This window comes from Allobosea sp. GW821-FHT03A12 (genome assembly GCF_058986765.1).
Genome location: NZ_JBYSVZ010000004.1, coordinates 458,182 through 482,861, shown reverse-complemented (window position 1 = coordinate 482,861; position 24,680 = coordinate 458,182). Strand labels below are relative to the sequence as shown.

Below are 24,680 nucleotides of genomic sequence, written 5' to 3'. Positions count from 1 at the left end.
GCAGAGCTCTACGTCCCCCTGGATTTCTTCGTCGCTGACGCTCCTCGCAATGACAGGATGTGTCGTAGTCATGGGTTCCGGGCTCAGCCCTGCGGGCTGCCCCGGAATGACGCGCGAGGCCCGTCGTCCCTCAGCGACGCAGGATGAAGTCGGCGCAGCGTTCGCCGATCATGATCGCCGGTGCGTTGGTGTTGCCGCTGACGATGCTCGGGACCACCGAGATGTCGGCAATGCGCAGGCGCGGCACGCCGCGCACCCTCAGCATGGGATCGACGACAGCGAGCTCGTCCGTGCCCATGCGGGCGGTGCCGGCAGGGTGGTAGACGGTCTTGGCGACGGTGCGGATGTGGTCCTCGACGACGCTGTCGGGCACGTCGTCCTCGCGCGCCGGCGCGATCTCGTGGCTGAGCAGCTTGGCCAGCGAGGGCGCGCGCAGGATGCGCCGCGCCAGGCGGACGCCGCGCACCAGCGTCGCCATGTCCTCCGGCGCGCTGAGATAATTGCCGTTGAGCACGGCGGGATCGCCCGCATCCTTGCCGCCAAGACGGACGGTTCCGCGTGATTTCGGCCTGAGGTCGCAAGGATTGATCGAGATGCCGTGGCCGCCGGGCGGCAGGCGATCGACGTCCCCGACCAGATTGGGCACGACGTGGAACTGCACGTCCGGCCGGCCCGTGCCCGACGTGTCGACGAAACCACCACTCTCGACCACGTTGGACGTCAGGAGGCCGTGCCGGAACGCGATATAGGACAGGCCGTGGCGGAGCGCCTTCAGGCCCTTGTCGTTGCCGAGCAGGCTGATCTCCTCGCGGGTCTGGCCGTAGACCGAGGCCGAGAGATGGTCCTGGAAATTCTCGCCGACGCCGCGCAGCTCGCGCCGCACCGGGATGCCGAACTCCGTGAGGTGCTCGGCTCGGCCGATGCCGGACAGCATCAGGATCTTCGGGGTCGAGAGCGCGCCAGCGGAGAGGATCACCTCCTCGCGCACCCGCGTCTCGATCTCCTGGCCGTTGTCGTGGCGCGTGCGCACGCCGACCGCTGCGCCGTTCTCAAGCACGAGACCGAGCACATGCGCATTGGTGACGACCTTGAGCAGCTTGTTGCCGCGCACTGCGCGCAGATAGGTCGCGGCCGAGCTGGCGCGGCGCTCGGCGAAGGTCGTGGTCTGGAAATAGCCGACGCCCTCTTGGTTCGCGCCATTGAAGTCGTCGTTATAGGGAAGCCCGACCTCCTGCGCTGCACGCAGGAAGGCGGCGCTCAGCGGGTGGCGATGCCTGGCATCGCTAACCTTGAGCGGTCCGTCAGTGCCGTGGAGCGGGCCTGACAGCCGCTCATTGCCCTCCGCCTTGCGGAAGAAGGGCAGCACGTCCTCGTAGCCCCAGCCGGTGCAGCCGGCAGCGCGCCAGTCGTCATAGTCCTGCGCCTGGCCGCGGATATAGATCATCGCGTTGACCGAGCTGCCGCCGCCGAGCGTGCGCCCTTGCGGCACATAGACCTGCCGGCCGTTGAGCTGCGGCTCCGGCGCCGTCCGGTACAGCCAGGTCCGCGCCGTGCCGTGCACCTTGATGAAGGTCGCGGGGATGTGGATGTAGGGATGGTTGTCCTTCGGCCCGGATTCGAGCAGCAGCACCGACTTTCCGGCTTCGACGAGGCGGGAGGTCACGGTGCAGCCGGCCGAGCCGCCCCCGACGACGATATAGTCGTAGGTCTCCATCAGGGCCGCCGCGGCTCGGCGCCGATCTGGCTGACGAATTTGGTCGAGAGATAGGCGTCGAGCCCCTCCGAACCGCCTTCGCTGCCATAGCCGGAATCCTTGATGCCGCCGAAGGGCGTCTCGGGCGCGGCGATGCCGAAATGGTTGATCGAGACCATGCCGCTCTCCAGCTCGTCACCGAGCTGCGTGGCGCGGGAGACCGAGCTGGTGAAGGCGAAGGCCGCGAGGCCGAATGGCAGGGCATTGGCCTGCGCGATCGCCTTGTCGAGCGTGTCGAAGCGGTTGACCGCCGCGATCGGTCCGAACGGCTCGTCGCGCATCAGCCTTGCCTTGTCCGGCACATTGGCGAGCACGGCCGGCGCATGGAAGAAGCCGCGATTGCCCGGCCGCTCGCCGCCATAGGCGAGATCGGCGCCGGCATCGACCGCATCGCGCACGAAGCCCTCGATGGCATCGACGCGGCGGGCATGGGCAAGCGGGCCCATCTGCGTGCCCTCGGCCGCGCCGTCGCCGAGCTTCAGCGCCTTCGACGCCTCGACGAAGCTGCCGAGGAAGGTGTCAAAGACGCTGTCCTGCACATAGAAGCGCGTCGGCGAGGCGCAAACCTGCCCGCCATTGCGGAACTTGAGCGCTGCGCCAAGCTTGGCTGCGGCGGTGACGTCGACATCGTCGCAGACGATGAAGGGGGCGTGGCCGCCGAGCTCCATCGTCGCGCGCTTGACGTGACGGGCGGCGAGCGCACCAAGGTGCCGTCCAACCGGCACCGAGCCGGTGAACGAGACCTTGCGGATGATCGGCGAGGCGATCAGGTGCTCGGAGATTTCCGACGGCACGCCGAAGACGAGGTTGACGACGCCGGCCGGCACGCCCGCGTCATGGAAGGCCCGGATCAGCTCGATGCAGGAGGACGGTGTCTCCTCCGGCGCCTTGGCGATGATCGAGCAGCCGGCCGCAAGCGCTCCCGCGACCTTGCGCACGAGTTGGCCGGTCGGGAAATTCCACGGGCTGAAGGCGGCGACGGGGCCGACCGGCTCGCGCAGCACGATCTGGCGGGCGCCGTATTGCCGGGGCGGGATGACGCGGCCATAGGCGCGCCGGCCTTCCTCGGCATACCAGTCGATATGGTCGCCGAGGCCACCGGCCTCCATGCGCGCCTCGGAGAGCGGCTTGCCCTGCTCGCGGGTGATGAGCTGGGCGATGGTCTCGGCGCGCTCGCGCGTCAGGTCGGCGGCCCGGCGTAGGATCTTCGAGCGGTCATAGGCCGAGGTCTTGCGCCAGATCTCGAAGCCCTTCTGGGCGGCGGCGAGCGCGCGGTCGAGATCGGCGATCTCGGCGAAGGGCACCTCGCCGATCTGCTCGCCGGTCGCCGGGTTCAGCACCGCGCCGCGGCGGCTGCCCGAGCCGTCGGTCCACTGACCGTCGATGAGGAATGAAGGCATGGGTGATCTCCTGGACGGGCGGCGGGGCCGCGCCATGCGCGGCCTGCGAAAGGCATCAGTTGGCGGCGAGCGCGAGGCCGGCGAGATCGGCGGCGTTACCGGCCGTCATCAGCCGGATCTGGTCGTCGGAGAAGCCAGCATCGATCAGCATCGCGATGATCTGCTCGAAGCCTTCGACCGGGGTCGGGTTGTTGTTCTGGCCGAGATCGGAACCGAACAGCGTGTTCTCGATGCCGGCGGCCTCGATCACCGCCTTGAGATGGTCGGCATCGAACAGCAGGAAGGTCGAGGGCACGAACATGCAGATCGAGTGCTCCATCTTGACGCCGAGCGAGGCGAGATGGCGCACGTCCTGCAGCGAGCATTCGTTGACATAGGTCGGGTGGTTGAGCAGCAGCCGCTTGACGCCGCGCGCCTTGGCCTCCTCGTAGAAGGGCAGCAACTCGCTGACATGGTGATGTCCGCCCGAGACCACGGCGTCGGCGGCAGCAACCAGGTCGAGGATCGCCTTGACCTCGTCGGAGATCTTGCCGTCGGGGCCGAGCAGCGAGAGCGGCGCCGGCGCCAGCGTCTTCTGCGTCGCGACCGGGAACTTGGAGTCGAACTTCGCGTCGGTCTTGTAGTGGTCGAGATGGTTGTTGGCGTGCGCCGTCGGCATCCAGACGACGCGGGCGCCCTGCTTCAGCGCATAATCGACGGCCGAGGGGTTGATGCTGCCGAGCGGGTTGTTGAGCACGATCGCGCCCAGCACCTTCACGCCCTTGGAGATGTGCGTCTCGAGGATCGTGGCCAGCGGCATGGTCGGGTAATAGTGATCCTTGAGCAGGATCGCGGCGAAGCCGGCCTCGTCGGCCTGCCTGACGGCCTCGACATGGTCGATCTTGCGCGGCATCAGCGAGGGGCCGCTGTGGATGTGGAGGTCCACCGAGCCCTTGAGCAGGGCCTTGATGCGAGCGTCCTGCGACGTTGCGGCTGCGTCGGTCATGGTCATTCTCCTGGGGTGATCCGCGCCTTCGGCACGTAGTTGCGCCAGTTGTCCTGGCGCAGGGGCATGTCGGCGAAGGCCTTGCGGTGGTTGACCGCGACGCCGACGAGATCGGCCGCATCGATGCCCTTGGCATCGAGATAGTCCTGGAACTCGGCCAGCGATTGGCCGAGCAAGTCGAAACCGCGCAACATCACCGGCGAGGCGATGCCGACGGCAGAGGCGCCGGCCAGCATCATCCGCGCGATGTCGAGCCCGCTCTGCGCGCCGTTGATGCCGATCAGCGACCGCTCGGGACCGAGCGCGAGCCGCGAGGTCGCCAGCCAATGGCAGGTCAGCGGCAGGTTCCAGAAGCCGCCGATGCCGAGGCTGGTGCCGAGGAAGGGCTCCATCGTCTCGACATCGGGCAGGAAGCCGAGCAGCCGGCCGGCCATGACGACGGAATCGGCGCCGGCCTCGAAGGCAGCGCGCGCCAGCTCCGGCACGCGCTCGCTCTGGCCGGTAACCTTGATCCAGAGCGGCAGCGAGACGGCTCCGCGCATCGCCTGGACGAGATGGCTGATGCGCTCGGGCAGGAGCTCGGTCGAGACGGCGCCCTTCGCCGCCTGGCTGGCATAGGGCGTGCCGATGTTGAATTCGAGCACGCGCAGGCCGGCCTGCTCGACCTGCCGCGCCATGGCGAGTGCATGGTCGAGATCGCCGAGGATCAGGCTGGGGATCGCGTAGGAATCGAGCGCCCTCGCCTCACGGTCGAGCATCGCGGTCTGCTCCAGCCAGGGCTCGAAGCCGAGCGGATGCAGGCCGGAGCGGCAGGCGATGGTGGCGCCGCGCGGCGCGTCCGGTCCCCAGGGCACCGGCCGCCAGTGCTCGTCGAGCACCATGTATTCGGCGCGCTGGAGCTGGTCCTTCGCCGCCTGGACCTCGTTGGTCGACTTGACCACCACGGCCCCTGCCCCGGCCTTCAGCGCGGCACGGACCCCGTCGGCATCGATCAGATGCTCGGCCGAGGCCGCGATCAGCGGGTTCTTGAGCGCGGTGCGGCCGATGCGGGTGGCGAGCGAGCGTGTCATGCCATCATCCTCATTTGACCAGGAGGTTGGGCAGGAACAGCACCAGCTCCGGCACGAAGGCGATCAGCATCAGCAGCGCGAGCGCGATGCCGATCATCGGCAGGGCCTGCATGGTCACCTTCTCGATCGGCGACTTCGCCACGCCGGAGACGATGAAGAGGCACAGGCCCAGCGGGGGGTGCACGAAGCCGATGATGGTGTTGAAGGTCACCATCACGCCGAGATGGACCGGATCCATGCCGATCGCGGCGCCGATGCCGACCAGCGCCGGCACGGTCAGGATCAGCACGCCGGCGACGTCGAGGAACATGCCGAGCACCAGCAGCGCGAGGTTGACCATCAGGATGATCAGCACGCGATTGTCGGTGAGTTGCTGGATGCCGGCGACGATGTTCTGCGGCAGCCGCTCCAGCGCGAAGACGAAGGCGGCGATGTTCGCCATGGCGATCAAAAGGTAGATCGCCGAGGAGATCACCGCGGTCGCGATCAGCGCATGGCGCAGATGGGCCCAGGTCAGCACCCGGTACCAGAAGGCGGCGACGACCAGGGCGTAGATCGCCGCGATGGCGGCGGCCTCCGTCGCGGTAAAGGCGCCGCCGCGAATGCCGACCACGATCAGCACCGGCAGGAACAGCACCGGCAGCGCGGTCAGCGTCAGCCGGCCGATCTGCGCCAGCGAGGGCGGCGCCAGGCGCGGATAGCCGCGCTTGTGCGCGATGAAGACGGCATAGGCGGTGAGCGACAGCGCCAGCAAGATGCCGGGCACGATGCCGCCGATGAACAGCTTGGCGATCGAGGTTCCGCTGAGCGCGCCATAGATGATCATGGTGATGCTGGGCGGGATCAGCGGGTCCATCAGCGACGCCACCGCGATCAGGGCGGCGGCGTAGTTCACGTCATAGCCCTGCTTCTTCATGTCGGGGATCAGCACCGAGCCCATGGCGGCAGCGTCCGCCGCGGCCGAGCCCGAGATGCCGCTGAACAGAAAGCTGCCCCAGATCGCGGTCAGCGAGGTGCCACCGCGGAAGCGGCCGACGAAGGCGTTGGCGAATTCGAGAAGGCGGCGGGTCAGGCCGCCAGTGTCCATCAGCGCGCCGGCGAGCACGAAGAGCGGGATCGCGAGCAGGATGAACTGGTCGACGCCGGCGAACATGCGCTGCGGGATGACCAGGAGATATTGCGGCTGGCCGGTGAGGACGAAATAGGCGAGCGCGCTGATCCCGAGGACGAAGATCACCGGGATGCCCATCAGGATGGTGAAGGCGAAGACGGAGAGCAGCCAGACCATGGGCGTGCGCCTCAGAGCGAGTGCGAGGTCTCTTCCTTCGGCAAGGCCGAACGGAAGAGGTCTGCGAAGGCGACGTGGACAGCGAGCAGCAGGCAGCCGACAGGGATCGCCGCATGCAGCCAGCCGAGCGAGATCTCGAGCGAGACCGCTTCCTGCTCGCTGGTGCGCATGGTGAAGAGCCAGCCATACCAGGCGACCACCAGCAGGAAGAGCACGATCAGCACACGGCCGGCGATATCGATCTTGGCGGTGAGAGAAGGGCGCAGCCCGTCGACGACGAAGCGCATGCCGAGCATCTCGCCGCGCGAATAGGCGATGCCGGCGGAGAGGAACGCGATCCAGACCATCAGGGAGCGCATCAGCTCCTCGGACCAGAACAGCGACTCGCCGACGACGTAGCGAAAGAAGACCTGCATGGCGGCGACGACCACGAGGGTCGCTACGCCGGCCATCGCGAGATAGTGCAAGGCGCGCAGATAGAGCGAGACTGCGCGCAGAAGCCGGGGATTGTGACGGGACATCCTGGTCGGACCCATGGCTAGAGGGAGCCCTCGCCGCAATGTGCGGCCGAGGGCTCGGACTGCGATCAGGGCCGGAGCTTCTCGGCCGCGGCCACGAAGGCGGCGATCTCGGGGCTCTTCTTCACATAGGCCTCGACGACCGGGCGCGTGCGCTGCTTCAGCGCGTCGAGCAGCTCCTTGGAGGGCTCGGTGATCTTCACCCCGCGGCCCTTCAGCTCGTTGATCAGCTTCTTGTCGAGCTCGGCGACGGCCATCACCTGCGGCGCGACCGTCTCGTCGGCGGCCTTGCGGATGGCGGCCTTCTGCTCGGCGGTCAGGCCGTCGAACTTCGCCTTGTTGATCAGCAGGTAGCTCGGCCAGAAATACTGCCCGGTCAGGCTGACATTCTTGCCGACCTCGTAATACTTCTCGCTGTCGATCGAGGTGAGGTTGATCTCGACGGCATCGAGCGCGCCGGTCTCCAAGGCCGAGTAGACCTCGCCATAGTTGAGCGGGGTCGGATTCACGCCGACGGCCCGCCAAGTGTCGAGGAAGAGCCGGTTCGGCGCGATACGCGTCTTCAGTCCCTTGAAGTCCTCGACCGCGTTGACCGGCTTCTTGACCGACAGGAAATGCCGCTGGCCACCGTCATAGAGCGCCAGCGCGATCATGCCGTGCTTCTCGAGCCCGGCCGCGACGGCCTTGGCCTCGGGGGAGACGGCGAGCTTGGCGAAGGCCTCGTAGCTGCCGATCACGAAGGGGAGCTGCAGCGCGTCGGTGGCCGGGACCAGCGTGGACAGCGCCGAGGTCGAGTTCACGGTCATGTCGACGGTGCCGAACTGGACCCCTTCCATCAGCTCCTTGACGTCGCCGAGCTGGCGCGAGGGGTAGATCTGGATCTTCACCGAACCCTTCGACTCGCGCTCGACCGCCTCTTTGAAGCGGACGGCGGAGTCATGGTTCGGATGGCTCTCGAACACGGCATGGCCGAGCTTGAGCGTGACGTCCGCCGCCAAGGCGGGGATGGCGGCCGCGAGCATGGCTGCGAAGGCCGTGCCGGTGACGAGCGTTCGGCGAAAACAGCGAAACATGAAACCTCCCTCGATGATCTGTCCGCGAACCGCGCTTGTTCTCACTGCGCGTTTGTGGTTCTCTTAACGAGAACGCTTATAGCCACAGCGAGAACGGCCGGTCAATGCCGCTCCGGTTGTGAAGCGAACACCGCTCCCGTTCGTCCAGGGCTCGGGCGAAAGGACAAGGTTCGCGCTTTTGACAAGCTGCGGCGAAGGCTCCAAATAGGGCAAAACGTGCGAATGACCGCCAAGAAACAGAACGAGAGAGGGTGAAGACGTGGTCATAGACCGACCCGAGAAACAGGAACGGTCAGAAAATGCCGTTCGCGCAGGGGAAACAACACTCCTCGTCCTGGAAACGGTCGCCTTCGCGGACGAGCCCATGGGCGTGACGCAGATCGCCAACCGCCTCGGGATCGCCAAGAGCGCCATCCACCGGCACCTGCAGGGCCTGACCGAGCGCGGCTACCTGACCCAGAACCAGTCGACCGCCCGCTATACGCTGGGCCCGAAAGCCTATCTGATCGGCCGGCTCGCGCCGGGGATCGAGGATGTCGCCGCCGCCGCCGACGGCCCGATGCGGGAAGCACGCGACAAGGTCGGGCTGACGACTGTCCTAACCGCGCCCTCGATGAGCGGGATGGTGGTCCTCAAGACGGTGCACGGCACCACCGCCATCGCCATCGGCGCGCGGCCCGGCAGCGAGTTGCCGATGCATGCCTCCGCACAAGGCTTCGTCACCCTGGCTTTCGGCCCTGCCCTGCATCTCGAGCGGACCCTGCGTCAGCCGCTGGTGCCGCTGACGGCCCATACCATCACGGAGCCGGAGGCGCTCAAGGCGGTCGTCGAGATGGTCCACAAGAACGGCTACGCGACCGCGCCCGAGCAGGCGCTCCTTGGCATCAACGCCCTGGCCGCGCCGGTCTTCAATGCCGCCGGCGAGCTCGTCGCCGCGGCGGCGATCGTGAGCTCGATCCAGTTCGTTCCCGCCGAGCCCGATGCCGGGATGATCGCCGCCGTCGTCGAGATGGCGCGCCAGATCTCGCGCAATCTCGGCCATGGCTATGCCGGTCAGCGCGCCGCTCATTAGGCGGCAAACTTTCAGAAGAGGAGACCGAAATGACCGTCCATCATGTCGACTGGGACGCCATCGAGTGGAAGACGATCCGCCACGGCGTCGAGCAGAAGGCCTTCTCAGGCGATGGCGCGACGATGGCCCTGCATCGGCTCTGGCCCGACCACGAGCCTAAGCCGCACTCGCATGTGCATGAGCAGCTGGTCTACATCCTCTCCGGCGAGGTCGATTTCCATGTCGGCGATGAGGTCGTGCGCCTGCGCGGCGGTGGCCTGCTCGCCGTGCCGCCGAACGTCGTCCATTACGCCGTCGTCGTCGGCAACGAGCCCGTGCTGAATCTCGACGTCTTCACGCCGTGCCGGCCGGAATATGCGATCAGCGCCTCGCAGGCTGTCGGAGCGGCATCGTGAGCGCATTGCGCGCGGTTGCCGGCCAGTCGTTGACCGGCACCTTCATCAAGACCCCGCATCCGATCATCGCCGAGATCCTCGGCGGTGCGGGGCTCGATTTCGGCGTGGTCGACGCGGAGCACGCGCCCTTTGACCGGGCCTCGCTCGACATGATGCTGATGGCGGGGCGTGCCGGCGGCCTGCCTCTGCTCGTCCGCATCCCCGACGGCACGCCGTCCTTCATCATGTCGACGCTCGACATGGGGGCGGACGGCATCGTCGTGCCGCGCGTCGACAGCGCCGCGGATGCGCGCGCGATCGTCGCCTGCGCCCGCTTCGAGGGTGGCCGGCGCGGCCTGTCGAACTCGCCGCGCTACGCCTCCTACGGCAAGCTCAGCCCGGCCGAAGCCGCACGCCACGGCGATGTCGCCATCGTCATGTGCCAGATCGAGAGCGCCGGCGGGCTGGCCGAGGTCGAGGAGATCGCAGCGACGCCGGGCGTCGACGGGCTGTTCATCGGCCGGGCCGATCTCAGCCAGGCGCTCGGCGTCTCCGACATCAGGAGCCCCGAAGTCACCGAGGCCTGCAAGCGCATCGTCGCGGCCGCCTTGCGCCACGGCAAGATCGCCGCGATCTTCCTCCCAACCGTCGACGAGCGCGATGCTTTCGCCGCGCTTGGCGTGACTTGGTTCATCGTCAATTCCGACCAGGGCCTGATGAAGGGCGCGGCCGCGAAGCTGCAGGGCAAGTGACAACACCGCCGGGTTGCGGACAGATGGCGGGATGACGACTCAGAGCCCTGCCCGCGCCTATCTCTACCTCCTGGTGGCGACGCTCTTCTTCGGAAGCAATGTCGTCGCCGGCAAATTGTCCGTGGGCGAGATGTCGCCCATGGCGATCGTCATGCTGCGCTGGGTCATCGCCGCGGCCTGCCTCGCCTTCATCGCTCGGCGGGCGCTGCTCGCCGAATGGCGCGTCCTGCTGAAGCGCTGGCCCTATATGCTCGCCATGGGCGGCGTCGGCTTCACCGTCTTCAACGTCATGTTCTATGCCTCGGCGCATACGACCAGCGCGATCAACATGGCGATCATCCAGGGCGCGACGCCGATCGTCGTGCTGCTGATCTCGGGAGCGCTGCTCGGAATCTGGCCGCCCGCTTTGCAATGGCTCGGCGCCTCGATCACGGTCCTCGGCGTCGTCGTCGCGGCCTCGCACGGTTCCCTCGCCATCCTGCTCGAGCTCTCTTTCAACCGCGGTGACATCCTGATGATCGCGGCCAGCGTCATCTATGCGGTCTACACCGTCGGCCTGCGCTGGCGGCCGCAGGTCTCGCCGCTCGTCTTCATCGCCGGCCTCGCCTTCGCCGCCCTGCTCACCTCGATTCCGCTCGCAATCGGCGAGGCCGCCCTCGGGCAGTTCCAATGGCCGACGCTGAAAGGCTGGGCGATCCTGCTGTTCATCGGCCTCTTTCCGTCGCTGCTGTGCCAGCTGCTCTATCTGCGCAGCGTCGAGCTCATCGGCGCCGCCCGCGCCGGCGTCTTCTACAACCTCGTCCCGATCTTCGGCATCGTCCTGTCGGTCGCTGTCGCGCATGAGCCGTTGCGGCCCTACGCGATCGTCGCCATCGCGCTCGTCATCGGCGGGATCGCCGTCTCGGAGATCCGCAAGGGCGCCCGGGCGTGACCGTCGGCCCTTCCCGCCCCGCCGGAGCGCGATGCCGATGATCATCGAGCCTCGCAATGGCGACGCCGAGGACGATCTGAGCAGCACCAAGACGCGCTCGCTGCTCGCGATCGCCGGCAGCCTGCTCGGCGAGATCAGCCTGCCCAAGCTCGGCCTCGCCTGGGTTCTCGGAGCCCTGCTGCCGAGCCTCCTCCTGGGTGCCGCCCCGCTGGTCGTCACGGCCTGGGTCGCCTCGGTCTCCGGCCGGATGGCGGCCTTGGCCGGGGTCAGCTCGCTGATCCTGCTCGCGCTCGTCGGAATCCTCGGCTGGTACGGTTTCCGGCCGCTGTTCCGCATGGCCGAGAAAAGCTTCTGGTCCCTGATCGCACTGGTGGTCCAGCCCGGCTACGCCGTCTGCCGCGAGGGCCTGCAGCATCTCGCTGAAAGAGTGACGTCGAGCGGCGCCGATCCCGACAGGCGCGCGCGGCTGCGGGCCGGCAGCGCGATCGGGGCGGGCCTGCTCGGCTGCGCCGTCGCCGGAGCGGTCTTCGCCCTGGTCTGGCCGGCGACGCGCTGGTCGGGCGGCTTCGCCGACTTCGCCGAGCCGCTGCGGCTCGTCGTGCCGGCCCTCGCCAATGCCGTCGCGCTGATGTCGCTCTATCTGGCGGCAGCTTCGCTGCTCTGGGGCATGGCCGATGGGCTGATGGACCAGCCGCGCGACCTCGGCGGCTTCGACACCCTGCCTGCCTCGGCCCGCACATGGCGCGTCGCGCATCTATCCGATGTCCATGTCGTCGGCGAGCGCTATGGTTTCAGGATCGAGAGCGGGCGCGCCGGCCCACGCGGCAACCAGCGCTTCCTGCAGGTGCTCGCCCGGCTGGCAGAGATCCACAAGCGCGAGCCGCTCGACCTGCTGCTCGTCACCGGCGACATGACCGATGCCGGCCGCTCCGCCGAATGGGCGGAATTCCTCGACGCGATGCAGCGCCATCCGGCGCTTGCCGAGCTGAGCCTGATCTTGCCGGGCAATCACGACGTCAACATCGTCGACCGCGCCAATCCCGCCCGGCTTGAACTGCCGGGCAGCCCGGGCAAGCGCTTGCGCCAGATGCGGACGCTCTCGGCCATGGCGTCCATCCAGGGGGAGCGGGTGCAGGTCTTCGACCGGAGCCGGACCAGGCTCGCCGGCAGCCTCTCAGACGCATTGCAGCCCCATCGCGAGGCGATCGCGACCTTCGCCGACAAGGGCGGCCTGCGCCTCTCGGCCGGCCTTTCGGCGATATGGGCGGACGTCTTTCCGATGGTTCTGCCTCCGGCGGAGCCGGACGGGCTCGGCGTCATCCTGCTGAACTCGAATGCGGAGGCGCATTTCTCCTTCACCAACGCGCTCGGCCTCGTCGCCGAGGAGGACATGCGCGCGATCCTGGCCGTCGCCCGCGAATTCCCGCAGGCGCGCTGGATCCTGGCACTGCACCATCATCCGATCGAATATCCGAAACCGGCGAAAGCGTTCTCGGAACGCATTGGCACCGCGCTGATCAATGGCAGCCGCCTGCTGCGGCTATTGCGGCCGATCGCGGCCCGCACGGTCGCGATGCACGGTCACCGCCATATCGACTGGATCGGCCGTTGCGGAGCGCTCAGGATCGTCTCCGCGCCCTCCCCAGTCATGGAGGCGACCGACGCCGAGCCGACCTGTTTCTACATCCACACTCTGGCAGCGGCAGCGGATGGAATCGCGCTGCTCGAACCGCAGCGCATCGTAATCGAGCCCGCGCCGATTACGGCGTGACGGATACAGCTTCTCGCCAGCCTCAATGCTTGGCGTGGATCGGAAGCGTCGTTGAGAGAGCGCGCATTGCGGCGCCAGAGTGGCGCGGTCTACGGGAGTCGAACCCGTCTCCCCAGCGTGAAAGGCTGGTGTCCTAACCGATAGACGAAGACCGCAGGCCGGAGCGCGAAGCGCTCTTGCGAGGCGGGGCGAGCTATAGTGTCCCCGCGAAGCTTGGGCAAGCCCGCCATCGCGGTTTTTCGCATTCGCTCACAGCGGCCGGGCGAGATCGACCACGCGCAGCTCGGCCCGCTCGCTGCCACCCCAGCGATTCAGCGTCAATGTGCCGGCGAGATGCACACTCTCGCCGCGAGCCGCCAGCAGCGCCTGGCCGAGGGGCTCGCGCGCGGCGCGGAAGGCGATTCCGCCGATCGTGGCGCCGTCGCCCGCGCGCAGCTTGATTCGCAGATGCCCGCCGGCACCGACCTCGATCACCTCCGTCAGGCGGTGCGCCGGCAGCACGAAGACCGGTTCCGGGCAGCCGGCGCCGAACGGCCCGGCCCGGTCGATCTCGGCGAGCAGGCGCGGATTGGCGCCGCCGGCGCTGATCGCCGCGTCGATCAGCAGGGCTTCGGCCTCGCGCGAGCCGGCGACGCCACGGGCCAGCCGCTCGCTGACGAAGCTGGCGAAGGCGCCCTCCTGCCCGGGTGCGAGCGTGACGCCGGCCGCCATGGCATGGCCGCCCCCCTTGACTGCGAGCCCGGCCTCGACCGCCTGGCGCACGGCCGAGCCGAGATCGACGCCGGCGATCGAACGGCCCGAGCCGGTCGCGCCACCATTGGCGTTGCGCGCCAGTGCGAAGGCCGGCCGGTTGAACCGTTCCTTCAAACGCCCGGCGATCAGCCCGACGATGCCCGGATGCCAATCGGCCGAGCCCACGACGAGCACGGGATGCGAAGCAGCATCCTCGAAGCAATGCTCGACCTCGGCGACAGCCTCTTCGACCGCAGCGCGCTCGATCTCCTGACGCTCCTGGTTGAGCCGGTTGAGCTCGACGGCGATCGTGCGCGCCTCGACCTCGTCTGACGTCAGCAGCAGCCGGGCGCCGAGCGCCGCGTCGCCGATTCGTCCACCGGCATTGATGCGCGGGCCGAGCAGGAAGCCGAGATGCCAGGGCTGCACGGGCCCGTCGAGCCCGGCGATGTCGAGCAGCGCGGCGAGACCGGGCCTGTGACGCTGCCGCATGATCGCGATGCCCTGGCGCACGAAGGCGCGGTTGAGGCCGATCAGCGGCACGACGTCGGCGACCGTCGCCAACCCGACGAGGTCGAGCGCTGCGAGCAGGTCGGGCTCGCCGCCCCGCGCTTGCCAGGCTCCGCGCCGGCGCAGTTCGCGATTGGTCGCCACCAAGGTGAGGAAGACGACGCCGGCGGCGCAGAGATGGCCCAGGCCAGCGAGATCGTCCTGCCGGTTCGGGTTGACCAGCGCGCGGACGTCGGGAAGGACTTCGGGCGCTTGGTGATGGTCGAGCACGACGGTGTCGAGGCCAAGCCGTGCTGCCTGCTGCAGCGGCTCATGGCTGGTCGTACCGCAGTCGACGGTGACGAGCAGCGTCGCCCCCTCGCCTGCCAGCATGGTGATCGCCTCGGCGTTCGGGCCGTAGCCCTCGATCAGCCTGTCGGGGATATGGATGCGCGGCTTCGCTCCGGCCTCGGCCATGAAGCCGGCGAGCAGCGCTGCCGAGCAGGCGCCATCGACGTCGTAATCGCCGAAGATCGCGACCTTCTCGCCGGAGATCGCCGCCTGCGCCAACCGCGCGGCCGCGCGGTCCATATCGCGCAGCACGGACGGGTCCGGCAGCAGGTCGCGCAGCTTCGGCTCGAGGTGGCTCAGCGCGTCGCTGGAGGCGACGCCGCGGCCGGCCAGGACGCGGGCCAGCGTGTCGGGCACGCCTTCGACCTGCGCCAGCGCTTCGGCTTGCGCAAGGCCGGCGATGTCGAGGCGGTCGCGCCAGGGGCGTCCGAGGGCCGAGTGCCCAACGCCGAGGAACAGGCGATTCTGGCCGAGGGTCATGCGCCACCGCTGGCGCAGCGGCGCGGCTTCGTCAATTGGCGCATTTTTTTGCGGTGCATCACTCGAGCGGCTTCTGATCCTCGATCGCCTGGGCGGTGACCTTACGGGCGCTCACCGGCGCGTGGCCGGAAACCTCGGCGCCGGCATCGGGCTTCAACCTGATCATCCACAGCGCCGACGAGGCCGAGATCAGGCCGACCAGGACGAAGGCCGGCCAGAAATCGCCGGCGCCGAGCGTCTTGCCGCCATTGTAGAGATTGGCGGCTTCTAGGGCGAAGGCGCCGACGGTGATGCCGAGGCTGAGCGACAATTGCTGGGCGACGCTGGAGAAGCTGGTCGCGCTCGACATGTCGCGGTTGGAGACGTCGGCATAGCTCAGCGCGTTGATGCCGGTGAATTGCAGCGAGCGGAAGCAGCCGCCGACGAAGAGCACGCCGAGCATGATCCAATGCGGGGTCGACGGCGTGAACAGGCCTGAGGCTGCCAGGAAGGCCGAGCCGATCAGCGCATTGAACGTCAGCACGCCACGGAAGCCGAAGCGGGCGAGGATCGTCTTCGCCAGCGTCTTCATCACGAGGGCACCGGCGGCCGAAGCGAAGGTGATCAGGCCAGACTGCAGCGCGTCGAGGCCGAAGCCGAGCTGCAGCATCAGGGGCAGCAGGAACGGGATCGCGCCGATGCCGATGCGGAAGATCGAGCCGCCGAGGACGCCGATCCGGTAGGTCGGAATCCGCAGGAGCGAGAGGTTGAGCACCGGATAGGCCAGGCGGCGCGCATGGAACCAGTAGAGGATGAGCGCCGCGATGCCGAAGGCGACGCAGCCATAGGACACTGCCAGCGGAACGAGATGGCGCCCACCGGTGGCAAGGCCGAGCATCAGGGCGGCAAAGCCGGTCGAGGACAGCAGGAAGCCGGTGATGTCGAGCGGCGCGACGTCCTCCTCACGGACATCCTCGAAGAACATGGTCGCAAGCGCGATGCCGAGCAGGCCGATCGGCAGGTTGATGAAGAAGATCCAGCGCCAGTCGAAATAGGTGGTGATGAAGCCGCCTACCACCGGCCCGACGACCGGGCCGACCAGCGCCGGCACCGTCAGATACGCCAAGGCGCTGACCAGTTCGGACTTCTCGACGCTGCGCAGGATGACGAGCCGGCCGACCGGCACCATCATCGCCCCGCCCATGCCCTGGATGAAGCGGGCGCCGACGAAGGCGCCCAGCGAGTTCGAGAAGGCGCAGAGCACCGAGCCGAACATGAAGATGCCGAGCGCCGTCCTGAAGATGGTGCGGGCGCCGAACCTGTCGGCCATCCAGCCGGAGATCGGGATGAAGACGGCAAGGCTGACGAGATAGGAGGTCAGCGCCAGCTTCAGTGCGATCGGGTCCTCGCCGAGCGATTTGGCGATCACCGGCAGCGAGGTCGCGATCACCGTCGAGTCGGTGTTCTCCATGAACAACGCGCAGGCGACGATCAGGGGCAGGAGCTTGGCGCGCTGCAAGGAATCGAGCTTTCGGATTTTGGCCGCCCGCTGCCCTTTAATGCCGGTGCATCCGGCTGGCGAGGGCCGATCGGAGCTTGGTGACGAGGGTTGCAGCTGACGCATGGCCCGACGTGACCTCAGCCGCGAAGGTGGCGAAATCTCGATCCGCGCCCTGCGCATCACAAGGACGTGATGGCGGTTCCGCCATGCATCTCAAGCAGGTCATTTCCGCGGGGGCATCCCTATGTTTCTTTGGCAGGGGCGATGACTTCGAACCCACCCGTGCGGCAGGCCGCCGGGCAGGAGGTGTGTCATGATCGGTCAAGCTGTTTCTCAGAGATCGCATCGTGTTCGCCGGACAAGGCTGGGAGCGCTGGCCTTGGCTCTCGGCGCCGGCTGGGCGTTGGTCGGTCTGGCCGCGACGCCGGCGGCAGCGCTCGACACAAGCTGGCAAGGCGTTTGCACGTTCAAGGTCGCGCCTCAGGCCTATAACGAGATGATGCGCGAACGCGTCTGCCTCGACCAGAATTACTGCCAGCGAATGGCCGACGCGCAGGGCAGCCCCTTCACCGGCAATGGCTGCATCATGGTGGCGCCGTCGGTCACCGCCAACGCGGCCCCGGCACCGCGTTCGAGCTACGCCAAGCGCTAGGGATGGCCCCACAAGACCCGGGGCGAGTCTTGCGGCTGCCTGCCTGATTCAAGATCAGATCGCGCGTTCTTGGCCCAGTGGCATTCCGATGAGAGTAATCGCGGCCCCATCCGTCGGTGTCTGGCCGGCAAAGGATCGTTCCGACGGCTTCGGCGCGAAGATGTGAATGCTGGTCACGTATTCGCGGCAAGCATGTCGTCAATTCGCGATCGATCACTATTTGAGTTGTGACGGGGCACTATTTCAGCGAGCCACGGCGTTCGCCGCGAGAGGTTTTATGACTGACTTGTTCCACCTCCATATCCATCCCTTGACCGCGATCCGCCATGGCGCCGCAGCTGCCTTGCTGGCTGGGGGCGTCGTCTTCGGCCTGGGACAGGGCCCGGCCCTGGCCCAGTCGACCAGCTGGGAAGAAGGCTGCGCGATGCGAGTCGTTACGCCAGGCTCGGGCGACATTCTGCGGACGACCAACTGTGGCCGCCAGAAGGACTGCCAGCAGATGGCCAATGCCCAGGGCAGCATGATGATGGACAAGGGCTGCTTCTTCGTGATGCCCAACGCCTCCGCCCCTGCCTCGCAGGCTGGCCAGGCCCGCCCCGTCCGCAAGCAGTGATGATCTGCTGATCAGGATTGCACCGGGCGTGACTCCGCGTTGCGCCCGATGCCGGCAACTTTTGTCATGATGCCCCTAGCGGGGGCGTCACACGCGTGATATCGGGCCTCGTCAACTCGGCTTAGGGCACACCCGCCCTGCCCCTTTTCAGTGCCGGCCGCACCGGCCCCGGAGTTGACCATGGCGACGATCACTGACGGCCTCATTCGCGACGGTTTCACCTTCGACGACGTGCTGCTCGAGCCGGGTCCGTCCGAGGTGATGCCTGGCGACGTCGATATCTCGACCAAGCTCACCAAGACGATCTCGCTCAACCTGCCGATCATCGCTTCGGCGATGGACACGGTCACCGAGGCGAAGATGGCGATCGCCATGGCGCAGGCCGGCGGCCTGGGCGTCGTGCATCGCAATCTCGAACCCGACCAGCAGGCGGCGCAGGTCCGGCTGGTCAAGAAGTTCGAATCCGGGATGATCGCCAACCCGATCACCATCCATCCCGACGAGACGTTGGCCGACGCGTTCACGCTGATGCGCAACAACGGCATTTCCGGCATCCCGGTGGTCGAGCGCGGCCCGCAGGGGCACAAGGGCAAGCTGGTCGGCATCCTGACCAATCGCGATGTCCGCTTTGCCGCCAACCCCGAACAGCCCGTCTCCGAGCTGATGACCAAGGACCGGCTGATCACGGTTCGCGAAGGCGTCGCGCAGGATGAAGCCCGCCGCCTGCTCCACCAGTTCCGCATCGAGAAGCTGCTGGTGGTCGACGATCACTACCGCTGCATCGGCCTGATCACGGTCAAGGACATGGAGAAGCAGGTCACGCACCCCAATGCCGCCAAGGACGGCCAGGGGCGCCTCCTGGTCGCAGCCGCGACCACCACCGGCGACCTCGGCTTCGAGCGCTCGGAGATGCTGATCGATGCCGGCGTCGATCTCATCGTCGTCGACACCGCCCATGGCCACTCGGCCAAGGTGCTGGAGGCGGTGACGCGGGTGAAGAAGCTTTCGAATGCCGTGCAGGTGATCGCCGGCAATGTCGCGACCGCCGGCGGTGCGCAGGCGCTGATCGATGCCGGTGCGGATGCGATCAAGGTCGGTATCGGCCCGGGCTCGATCTGCACCACCCGCATCGTCGCTGGTGTCGGCGTGCCGCAGCTCACAGCGGTGATGGACGCGGCCTCCGCCGGGCACAAGGCCGGCATCCCGATCATCGCCGATGGCGGCATCAAGTATTCGGGCGACCTCGCCAAAGCGCTCGCGGCCGGCGCTGCCTGCGCCATGGTCGGCTCGCTCCTTGCCGGTACCGATGAGACGCCGGGCGAGACCTTCCTGTACCAGGGCCGCTCCTACAAGGCCTATCGCGGCATGGGTTCGGTCGGCGCGATGGCGCGCGGCTCGGCCGACCGCTATTTCCAGCAGGACATCAAGGACGCGCTGAAGCTGGTGCCGGAGGGCATCGAGGGCCAGGTCGCCTATAAGGGCCCGGTCTCAGGCGTGCTGCACCAGCTCGCCGGCGGCCTGCGTGCCGCGATGGGCTATGTCGGCGGCCGCAATCTTGAGGACTATCGCAGCAAGGCCCGCTTCATCCGCATCACCAGCGCCGGCCTGCGCGAGAGCCATGTCCACGACGTGACGATCGTCCGCGAAAGCCCGAACTACCCGACGCGGTCCTGATCTCGGATCGCCTCACGGCGATCTGTCCTTTTTCGATCGGGCATCAGATACTTCCGGAGGGTGGACCCAGTTGTCGGTCCGCCGCTCCGCGAAGAGGACGATATGACCCTGAAGCTGATCTATCCGGCGCTGGCCCAGATTTTCTGGAGCTTCGTCGTCCTCGTCATCATGTTCCGGCGCCGCAAGCAGGCCTTCGCCAATCGCGAAGTCGGGCTCGCCGATATCGCCGTCTCGACCGAGCGCTATCCGGATTCAGCCCGGCTCGCCGCGGCCAATTTCAGTAATCAGTTCGAGACACCGGTCCTGTTCTTCGCGCTGATCCTGATCGCGATCCATGTCGGCGCGACCGGCTATGTCATGGCGGCACTGGCCTGGGCTTATGTCGCGACGCGTGTCGTCCATACATTGGTTCATACTGGAACCAACAGCCTGAAGCAGCGCGCGCTCATCTTCGCAGCCGGCATTGCCTGCCTGTTCTTCATGTGGGTCGGCATTGTGATTGCTGTTCTCTGAACGGCCTTTGCTTATCGCACGCAAGACGTGTGGCACTGATTTCGACCGCCCGAATTGTCGTCCTGTCACCGCGTCGCTACAGCGCTCAATAAACCGTGTTAGACACTTGCGTCGAAACCGGGCCGTCTTCATGCTAAATTCTTGCGGTGAGGACAATGTGGGGAGCGACCGTCCGGATTAGCCGGATACGGCGCTCCCGTGGCGCAAGGCTTTCTATGGCAGTGCTGACTTTCGGGCGTGTGGCTCTGTTCTCGGCCGCTGGCGTGCTCGCCGCGGGCGCGTTTCTTCATTACACTGGGCGTCCGGTTCCCTGGCCGCTCGACCAGGTCCCCTACGGCAAGGTGATCCCCGGCCCGGCCAAGCCGGCCGCGACGGCGTCAGCTCCCGCCAGCGGTGGCAACAACCGCTCCGGCCAGGCCAACCGGCCGCCGGTGACGGTCGTCACCGCCAAGGTCGAGCGCCGGGTAATGCCGGTCCGGATCGATGCGATCGGCACCGTCCAGGCGATCTCGACCGTCAACATCCGCTCGCGCGTCGACAGCCAGATCATGGCCGTCGAATTCCGCGACGGCGCCATGGTCAACAAGGGCGACGTACTGTTCCGGCTGGATTCGCGCCAGCTCGAGGCACAGCTGCGCCAGGCCGAGGCGAATGTTGCGCGCGACAAGGCCTCGCTCATCGCGGCTGAATCCGATCTGCGCCGAGCCGAAGAGCTCTCCCGGCGCGAAATCGCCACCGACGCGCGGCTGGACACGGCCCGCACGGCTGTGAGCACGCTGCGTGCCGCGATCCGTGGCGGCGAAGCGGCTGTCGACAGCCTGCGCGTCCAGCTCAGCTATTATACGATCAGCGCGCCGGTTTCGGGCCGCGTCGGTGTCGCCGCCCTCAAGGAAGGCAACATCGCCAAGAGCGGCGACAGCTCGGCGATGCTGGCGACGATCAACCAGATCGATCCGATCTATGTCAGCTTCGCCGTGGCGCAGCGCTATCTGCCCGAGATCCGCGAGGCGATGCAGGCGAAGACGGCGGTCGTCCAGGCGAGCCAGCAGGGCGTCGGCAAGACCATCGAGGGTACGATCGCGGTGATCGACAACGCGGTCGATGCGACGACCGGCACGATCCAGATCCGCGCCAGCTTCGACAACCCCACCGAGACGCTCTGGCCTGGCGCGCTCGGCCAGGTCAGGCTGACGCTGCGGACCGAGCCCGACGCCGTCACCATCCCGCGCGAGGCGGTGCAGACCGGGCAGAACGGCTCCTATGTCTTCGTGATCGAGAACAATGTCGCCCGCGCCCGCCCGATCGTGCTCGCGCGCAACATCGACGATCGCGCCGTCATCGCGTCGGGCCTGACCGGCGACGAGACGGTGGTGATCGACGGACAACTGCTCCTGACCGAGGGCGCGCGCACCGTCGAGCGCGGCCGCGGCGGACAGAGCCCGCCGGCTCCCAACCTCACCTCCCAGCGGGGGAGCGCCGGCTGATGAACCTGCCCGAGCTCTGCATCCGTCGCCCGGTCATGACGACCCTGCTGATGGCGACGTTCCTGATCTTCGGGCTGTTCGCCTTCAAGCAGTTGCCGGTCGCGGCGCTGCCCCGGGTCGATTTCCCGACCATCAATGTCAGCGCCCGCCTGCCGGGCGCCAGCCCCGAGACGATGGCCTCCTCGGTCGCGGCGCCGCTGGAGCGCGAATTCGCCTCGATCTCCGGCATCACCTCGATGTCGTCGGTCTCGCAGCAGGGCTCGACTTCGATCACCCTGCAATTCGACCTCAACCGCAACATCGACGGCGCCGCGCTCGACGTGCAGGCCGCCCTCAGCGCGACCGTGCGGCGCCTGCCGCCCGAGCTCCCTGCCCCGCCGAGCTTCAGGAAGGTCAACCCGGCCGACCAGCCGGTGCTGTTCATGGTGCTGACCTCGGCGACCAAGCCGCTCTACGAGGTCCACGAGTTCGGCGAGAACATCCTGCAGCAGCAGATCTCTCAGCTGCCCGGAGTCGCCCAGGTCAACATCTTCGGCGCGCAGAAATATGCAGTGCGCGTGCGGGTGAACCCCGACGCCGTCTCGGCCCGCGGCCTCTCGCTCGCCGAAGTCCGCACCGCCATCGCTGCTGCGAATTCCAACTCCCCGGTCGGAACGCTGAACGGCTCCAACCAGCGGCTGACGCTCGGCGCCACCGGCCAGATGGAACGGGCCGGCGAATACGGCAACCTGATCATCTCGCAGAAGAACGGCATCCCGATCCGGCTCAACGACGTCGCGCAGATCTACGATTCCGTCGAGAACGACCAGACCGGCAGCTGGTACAACGGCCAGCGCTCGATCATGCTGGCGGTCTACCGCCAGTCGGATGCCAACACCGTCCAGGTCGTCGACAGCATCAAGGACAAGCTCGACGCCTATCGCGCGCAATTGCCGGCGGCGATCGAGCTGCACGTCCTCAACGACCGCTCGATCCCGATCCGCGAGGCGGTCGAGGACGTCGAGGTCTCGTTGATGATCGCGATCGCTCTCGTGATCATGGTGATCTTCCTGTTCCTGAAGAGCTTTGCCGCTACGGTGATCCCGACGTTGGCGCTGCCGATCTCGCTGGTCGGCACCTTCGCGATCATGTTCGCGTTGGGCTATTCGCTCGACAACATCTCGCTGCTGGCGCTGACGCTCGCGGTCGGCTTCGTCGTCGACGACGCCATCGTCATGCTGGAGAACATCATCCGGCATATCGAGATGGGCAAGAAGCCGTTCCAGGCGGCGCTCGACGGCTCGCGCGAGATCGGCTTCACCATCCTGTCGATCACCATCTCGCTGGTCGCCGTCTTCATCCCGGTCTTCTTCATGGGCGGCGTGGTCGGCAAGGTCTTCGCCGAATTCGCCGGCACGATCGCCGCGGCGATCATCGTCTCCGGCTTCGTCTCGCTGACGCTGACGCCGATGCTCTGCGCCCGCTTCCTCAAGGCGCACGACCACCACAAGAAGCCGAACATCGTCGAACGCGTGTTCGAAGCCGGTTTCCAGGGCATGCTTTCAGCCTATCGCTGGTCGCTCGATTGCGTGCTGAAGGCGCGCTTCCTGATGCTGCTGGTGACGCTCGGCACGGTCTATGTCTCGGTCCAGCTCTATATGGACGTGCCCAAGGGCTTCTTCCCGACCGAGGACACCGGCCTGTTGCGCGGCGCCACCGAAGGCCCGCCGGACACCTCCTTCGAGGCGATGGCGGCGCGCCAGAGCCGGGTCGCCGAGATCGTCCGGGCCGACCCGGCGATCGACTACCTGACCTCGAATATTGGCGGCTTCAACGCCACCAATAACGGATTCATGTTCATCGCGCTGAAGCCGAAGGAGCAGCGCGACAAGGCCGAGGTCGTGATCGCGCGCCTGCGCCGGGCCGTCTCCGAGGTGCCGGGCATCACCGCGGTGTTCCAGCAGGTCCAGAACATCAACCTGAACGCCGGCCGCTCCTCGCGGGCGCAGTATCTCTACTCGCTGCAGGGGCCGGATCTCGGCGCCCTCTTCAACTACGCGCCGCTGATGCAGCAGCGCCTTGCCCAGCTGCCGCAATTGCGCGACGCCAATATCGACCTGCAACTGCGCAACCCGCAGCTTTCGATCGACATCGACCGCGAGCGCGCCGCCAGCCTCGGCATCTCCAGCGACCAGATCCGCCAGGCGCTCGGCAACGCCTTCGGCTCGCGCCAGATCGCGACGATCTTCACGCCGGCGACCGACTACCAGGTGATCATGGAGGCCGAGCGTGCCTACCAGCAGGATCCGGCAGTGCTGTCGCGCCTGATGCTCAAGGCTGCCAACGGCCAGAACGTGCCGCTCGAGACGGTGGCGACGATCAAGCCGAGCGTCGGGCCGCTCGCGGTCAACCGCATCTCGCAGCAGCCGGCGGTGACGATTTCGTTCAACACGGCACCTGGCGTCTCGCTCGGCGATGCCGTCAACGCGATCCGCGCTGCCGAACGCGAGATCAACCTGCCCGCCTCGATCGTGACCAGCTTTGCCGGCTCGGCGCAGCTCTTCCAGGATGCGCTGAAGGGCCAGGGCCTGCTGATCTTCGCGGCGATCCTGGTGATCTACATCATCCTCGGCATTCTCTACGAGAGCTTCATCCACCCGATCACGATCCTGTCCGGCCTGCCCTCGGCTGGCCTGGGCGCCCTGCTCGCGCTGCAGTACTTCCACATGGACCTATCGGTGATCGCGATAATCGGCATCCTGATGCTGGTCGGCATCGTCAAGAAGAACGCGATCATGATGGTCGACTTCGCGATCGAGCGCCGCAAGATGGGCGACGATGCGCTGACGGCGATCCGCGATGCGGCGCTGGTTCGTTTCCGGCCGATCATGATGACGAGCTTCGCGGCGATCTTCGGCGTGCTGCCGATCGCGCTCGGCGCCGGCGCCGGTGCGGAACTGCGCCAGCCGCTCGGCATCGCCGTGGTGGGCGGCCTCGTGGTCTCGCAGTTGCTGACGCTCTACATCACGCCTGTGGTCTACTTCTATCTCGACAAGGTCGACAGCTTCATCTCCGGCCGCGGTCGCGGCGAGCGGGAGGAAGCGGCGTCGGTGCCGGGTGCAATCCCTGTCGCGATTCCGCAGGCGGTGCATCGCCAGCCGGATTGAGGCCTGCATCTCGGGTCGCCGGTCGCTTCAGACCGGCGACCCCTCTTCCAACGATCTGCGCATTAACGATGACGCCGGC

At 67.2% G+C, this 24,680-nt stretch carries 20 protein-coding genes and 1 tRNA gene; 11 read left to right on the top strand and 10 right to left on the bottom strand.

Annotated features, from left to right (window positions below):
• Positions 1–130: 130 nt before the first annotated feature.
• From AC3WLC_RS16560 to AC3WLC_RS16530, 7 genes are all read right to left on the bottom strand, one after another.
• Entirely contained in the window at positions 131–1,714 is a 1,584-nt protein-coding gene (locus tag AC3WLC_RS16560; protein WP_493685004.1) for a GMC family oxidoreductase, read from the bottom strand.
• Positions 1,714–3,153: an NAD-dependent succinate-semialdehyde dehydrogenase gene (locus AC3WLC_RS16555; protein ID WP_493685003.1), complete on the bottom strand. Its 1,440-nt coding sequence runs from the start codon at positions 3,151–3,153 to the stop codon at positions 1,714–1,716. Before AC3WLC_RS16555 ends, AC3WLC_RS16560 begins: the two co-directional genes overlap by 1 nt.
• A 55-nt stretch (positions 3,154–3,208) precedes the next feature.
• Positions 3,209–4,138 carry a DUF6282 family protein gene (locus AC3WLC_RS16550; RefSeq protein ID WP_493685002.1) on the bottom strand — a complete coding sequence of 310 codons (930 nt, stop codon included), beginning with the start codon at positions 4,136–4,138 and terminating at the stop codon, positions 3,209–3,211.
• 2 nt (positions 4,139–4,140) lie between these two features.
• Positions 4,141–5,208, bottom strand: coding sequence for a beta/alpha barrel domain-containing protein (locus tag AC3WLC_RS16545; protein WP_493685001.1), 1,068 nt, complete (start codon positions 5,206–5,208; stop codon positions 4,141–4,143).
• Positions 5,209–5,218: 10 nt separating this feature from the next.
• Entirely contained in the window at positions 5,219–6,496 is a 1,278-nt protein-coding gene (locus tag AC3WLC_RS16540) for a TRAP transporter large permease (RefSeq protein ID WP_291672083.1), read from the bottom strand.
• A gap of 11 nt (positions 6,497–6,507) precedes the next feature.
• Complete coding sequence (locus AC3WLC_RS16535; RefSeq protein ID WP_346361150.1) at positions 6,508–7,017, bottom strand: TRAP transporter small permease; 510 nt, start codon at positions 7,015–7,017, stop codon at positions 6,508–6,510.
• 65 nt (positions 7,018–7,082) lie between these two features.
• A complete protein-coding gene (locus AC3WLC_RS16530) occupies positions 7,083–8,087 on the bottom strand; it encodes a TRAP transporter substrate-binding protein (protein ID WP_493685000.1) in 1,005 nt (334 codons plus the stop codon).
• A 259-nt stretch (positions 8,088–8,346) separates the two neighbouring features.
• Here AC3WLC_RS16530 and AC3WLC_RS16525 point away from each other — a divergent pair, with 259 nt between their 5' ends.
• The 5 genes from AC3WLC_RS16525 to AC3WLC_RS16505 are packed head-to-tail and all read left to right on the top strand — an operon-like array spanning position 8,347 to position 12,987.
• Positions 8,347–9,159, top strand: a complete 813-nt coding sequence (locus AC3WLC_RS16525; protein WP_493684999.1) for an IclR family transcriptional regulator — start codon at positions 8,347–8,349, stop codon at positions 9,157–9,159.
• A 29-nt stretch (positions 9,160–9,188) separates the two neighbouring features.
• Positions 9,189–9,554, top strand: a complete 366-nt coding sequence (locus AC3WLC_RS16520) for a cupin domain-containing protein (RefSeq protein ID WP_291672688.1) — start codon at positions 9,189–9,191, stop codon at positions 9,552–9,554.
• Positions 9,551–10,285 carry an HpcH/HpaI aldolase family protein gene (locus tag AC3WLC_RS16515; RefSeq protein ID WP_493684998.1) on the top strand — a complete coding sequence of 245 codons (735 nt, stop codon included), beginning with the start codon at positions 9,551–9,553 and terminating at the stop codon, positions 10,283–10,285. The genes AC3WLC_RS16520 and AC3WLC_RS16515 overlap by 4 nt, the downstream gene beginning before the upstream one ends.
• A gap of 31 nt (positions 10,286–10,316) precedes the next feature.
• The gene (locus tag AC3WLC_RS16510; protein ID WP_493684997.1) at positions 10,317–11,216 is read left to right on the top strand and encodes a DMT family transporter; all 900 of its coding nucleotides are present in this window, start codon (positions 10,317–10,319) and stop codon (positions 11,214–11,216) included.
• 37 nt (positions 11,217–11,253) lie between these two features.
• The gene (locus AC3WLC_RS16505) at positions 11,254–12,987 is read left to right on the top strand and encodes a metallophosphoesterase family protein (protein WP_493684996.1); all 1,734 of its coding nucleotides are present in this window, start codon (positions 11,254–11,256) and stop codon (positions 12,985–12,987) included.
• A gap of 80 nt (positions 12,988–13,067) precedes the next feature.
• Here the strand turns inward: AC3WLC_RS16505 and AC3WLC_RS16500 are convergent.
• From AC3WLC_RS16500 to AC3WLC_RS16490, 3 genes are all read right to left on the bottom strand, one after another.
• Positions 13,068–13,142: transfer RNA gene (locus AC3WLC_RS16500), tRNA-Glu, on the bottom strand.
• A gap of 94 nt (positions 13,143–13,236) precedes the next feature.
• Positions 13,237–15,039 (bottom strand): single-stranded-DNA-specific exonuclease RecJ, encoded by a 1,803-nt coding sequence (gene recJ / locus AC3WLC_RS16495; protein WP_493684995.1) that lies wholly within the window; start codon positions 15,037–15,039, stop codon positions 13,237–13,239.
• Between the two features lie 58 nt (positions 15,040–15,097).
• Positions 15,098–16,537: an MFS transporter gene (locus AC3WLC_RS16490; RefSeq protein ID WP_493684994.1), complete on the bottom strand. Its 1,440-nt coding sequence runs from the start codon at positions 16,535–16,537 to the stop codon at positions 15,098–15,100.
• A gap of 361 nt (positions 16,538–16,898) precedes the next feature.
• Between AC3WLC_RS16490 and AC3WLC_RS16485 the strand changes: the two genes are divergently transcribed.
• The 6 genes from AC3WLC_RS16485 to AC3WLC_RS16460 all read left to right on the top strand — a co-directional run bounded on the left by AC3WLC_RS16485 (position 16,899) and on the right by AC3WLC_RS16460 (position 24,601).
• Positions 16,899–17,171, top strand: a complete 273-nt coding sequence (locus AC3WLC_RS16485; RefSeq protein WP_493684993.1) for a hypothetical protein — start codon at positions 16,899–16,901, stop codon at positions 17,169–17,171.
• 277 nt (positions 17,172–17,448) lie between these two features.
• Positions 17,449–17,784 carry a hypothetical protein gene (locus tag AC3WLC_RS16480; RefSeq protein ID WP_493684992.1) on the top strand — a complete coding sequence of 112 codons (336 nt, stop codon included), beginning with the start codon at positions 17,449–17,451 and terminating at the stop codon, positions 17,782–17,784.
• A gap of 180 nt (positions 17,785–17,964) precedes the next feature.
• Positions 17,965–19,458 (top strand): IMP dehydrogenase, encoded by a 1,494-nt coding sequence (gene guaB / locus AC3WLC_RS16475; protein ID WP_493684991.1) that lies wholly within the window; start codon positions 17,965–17,967, stop codon positions 19,456–19,458.
• A gap of 102 nt (positions 19,459–19,560) precedes the next feature.
• Positions 19,561–19,971, top strand: coding sequence for an MAPEG family protein (locus tag AC3WLC_RS16470; RefSeq protein WP_493684990.1), 411 nt, complete (start codon positions 19,561–19,563; stop codon positions 19,969–19,971).
• A gap of 215 nt (positions 19,972–20,186) precedes the next feature.
• Positions 20,187–21,455, top strand: coding sequence for an efflux RND transporter periplasmic adaptor subunit (locus AC3WLC_RS16465; protein ID WP_493684989.1), 1,269 nt, complete (start codon positions 20,187–20,189; stop codon positions 21,453–21,455).
• Positions 21,455–24,601 (top strand): efflux RND transporter permease subunit, encoded by a 3,147-nt coding sequence (locus tag AC3WLC_RS16460; protein WP_493684988.1) that lies wholly within the window; start codon positions 21,455–21,457, stop codon positions 24,599–24,601. The genes AC3WLC_RS16465 and AC3WLC_RS16460 overlap by 1 nt, the downstream gene beginning before the upstream one ends.
• Positions 24,602–24,680: the final 79 nt, after the last annotated feature.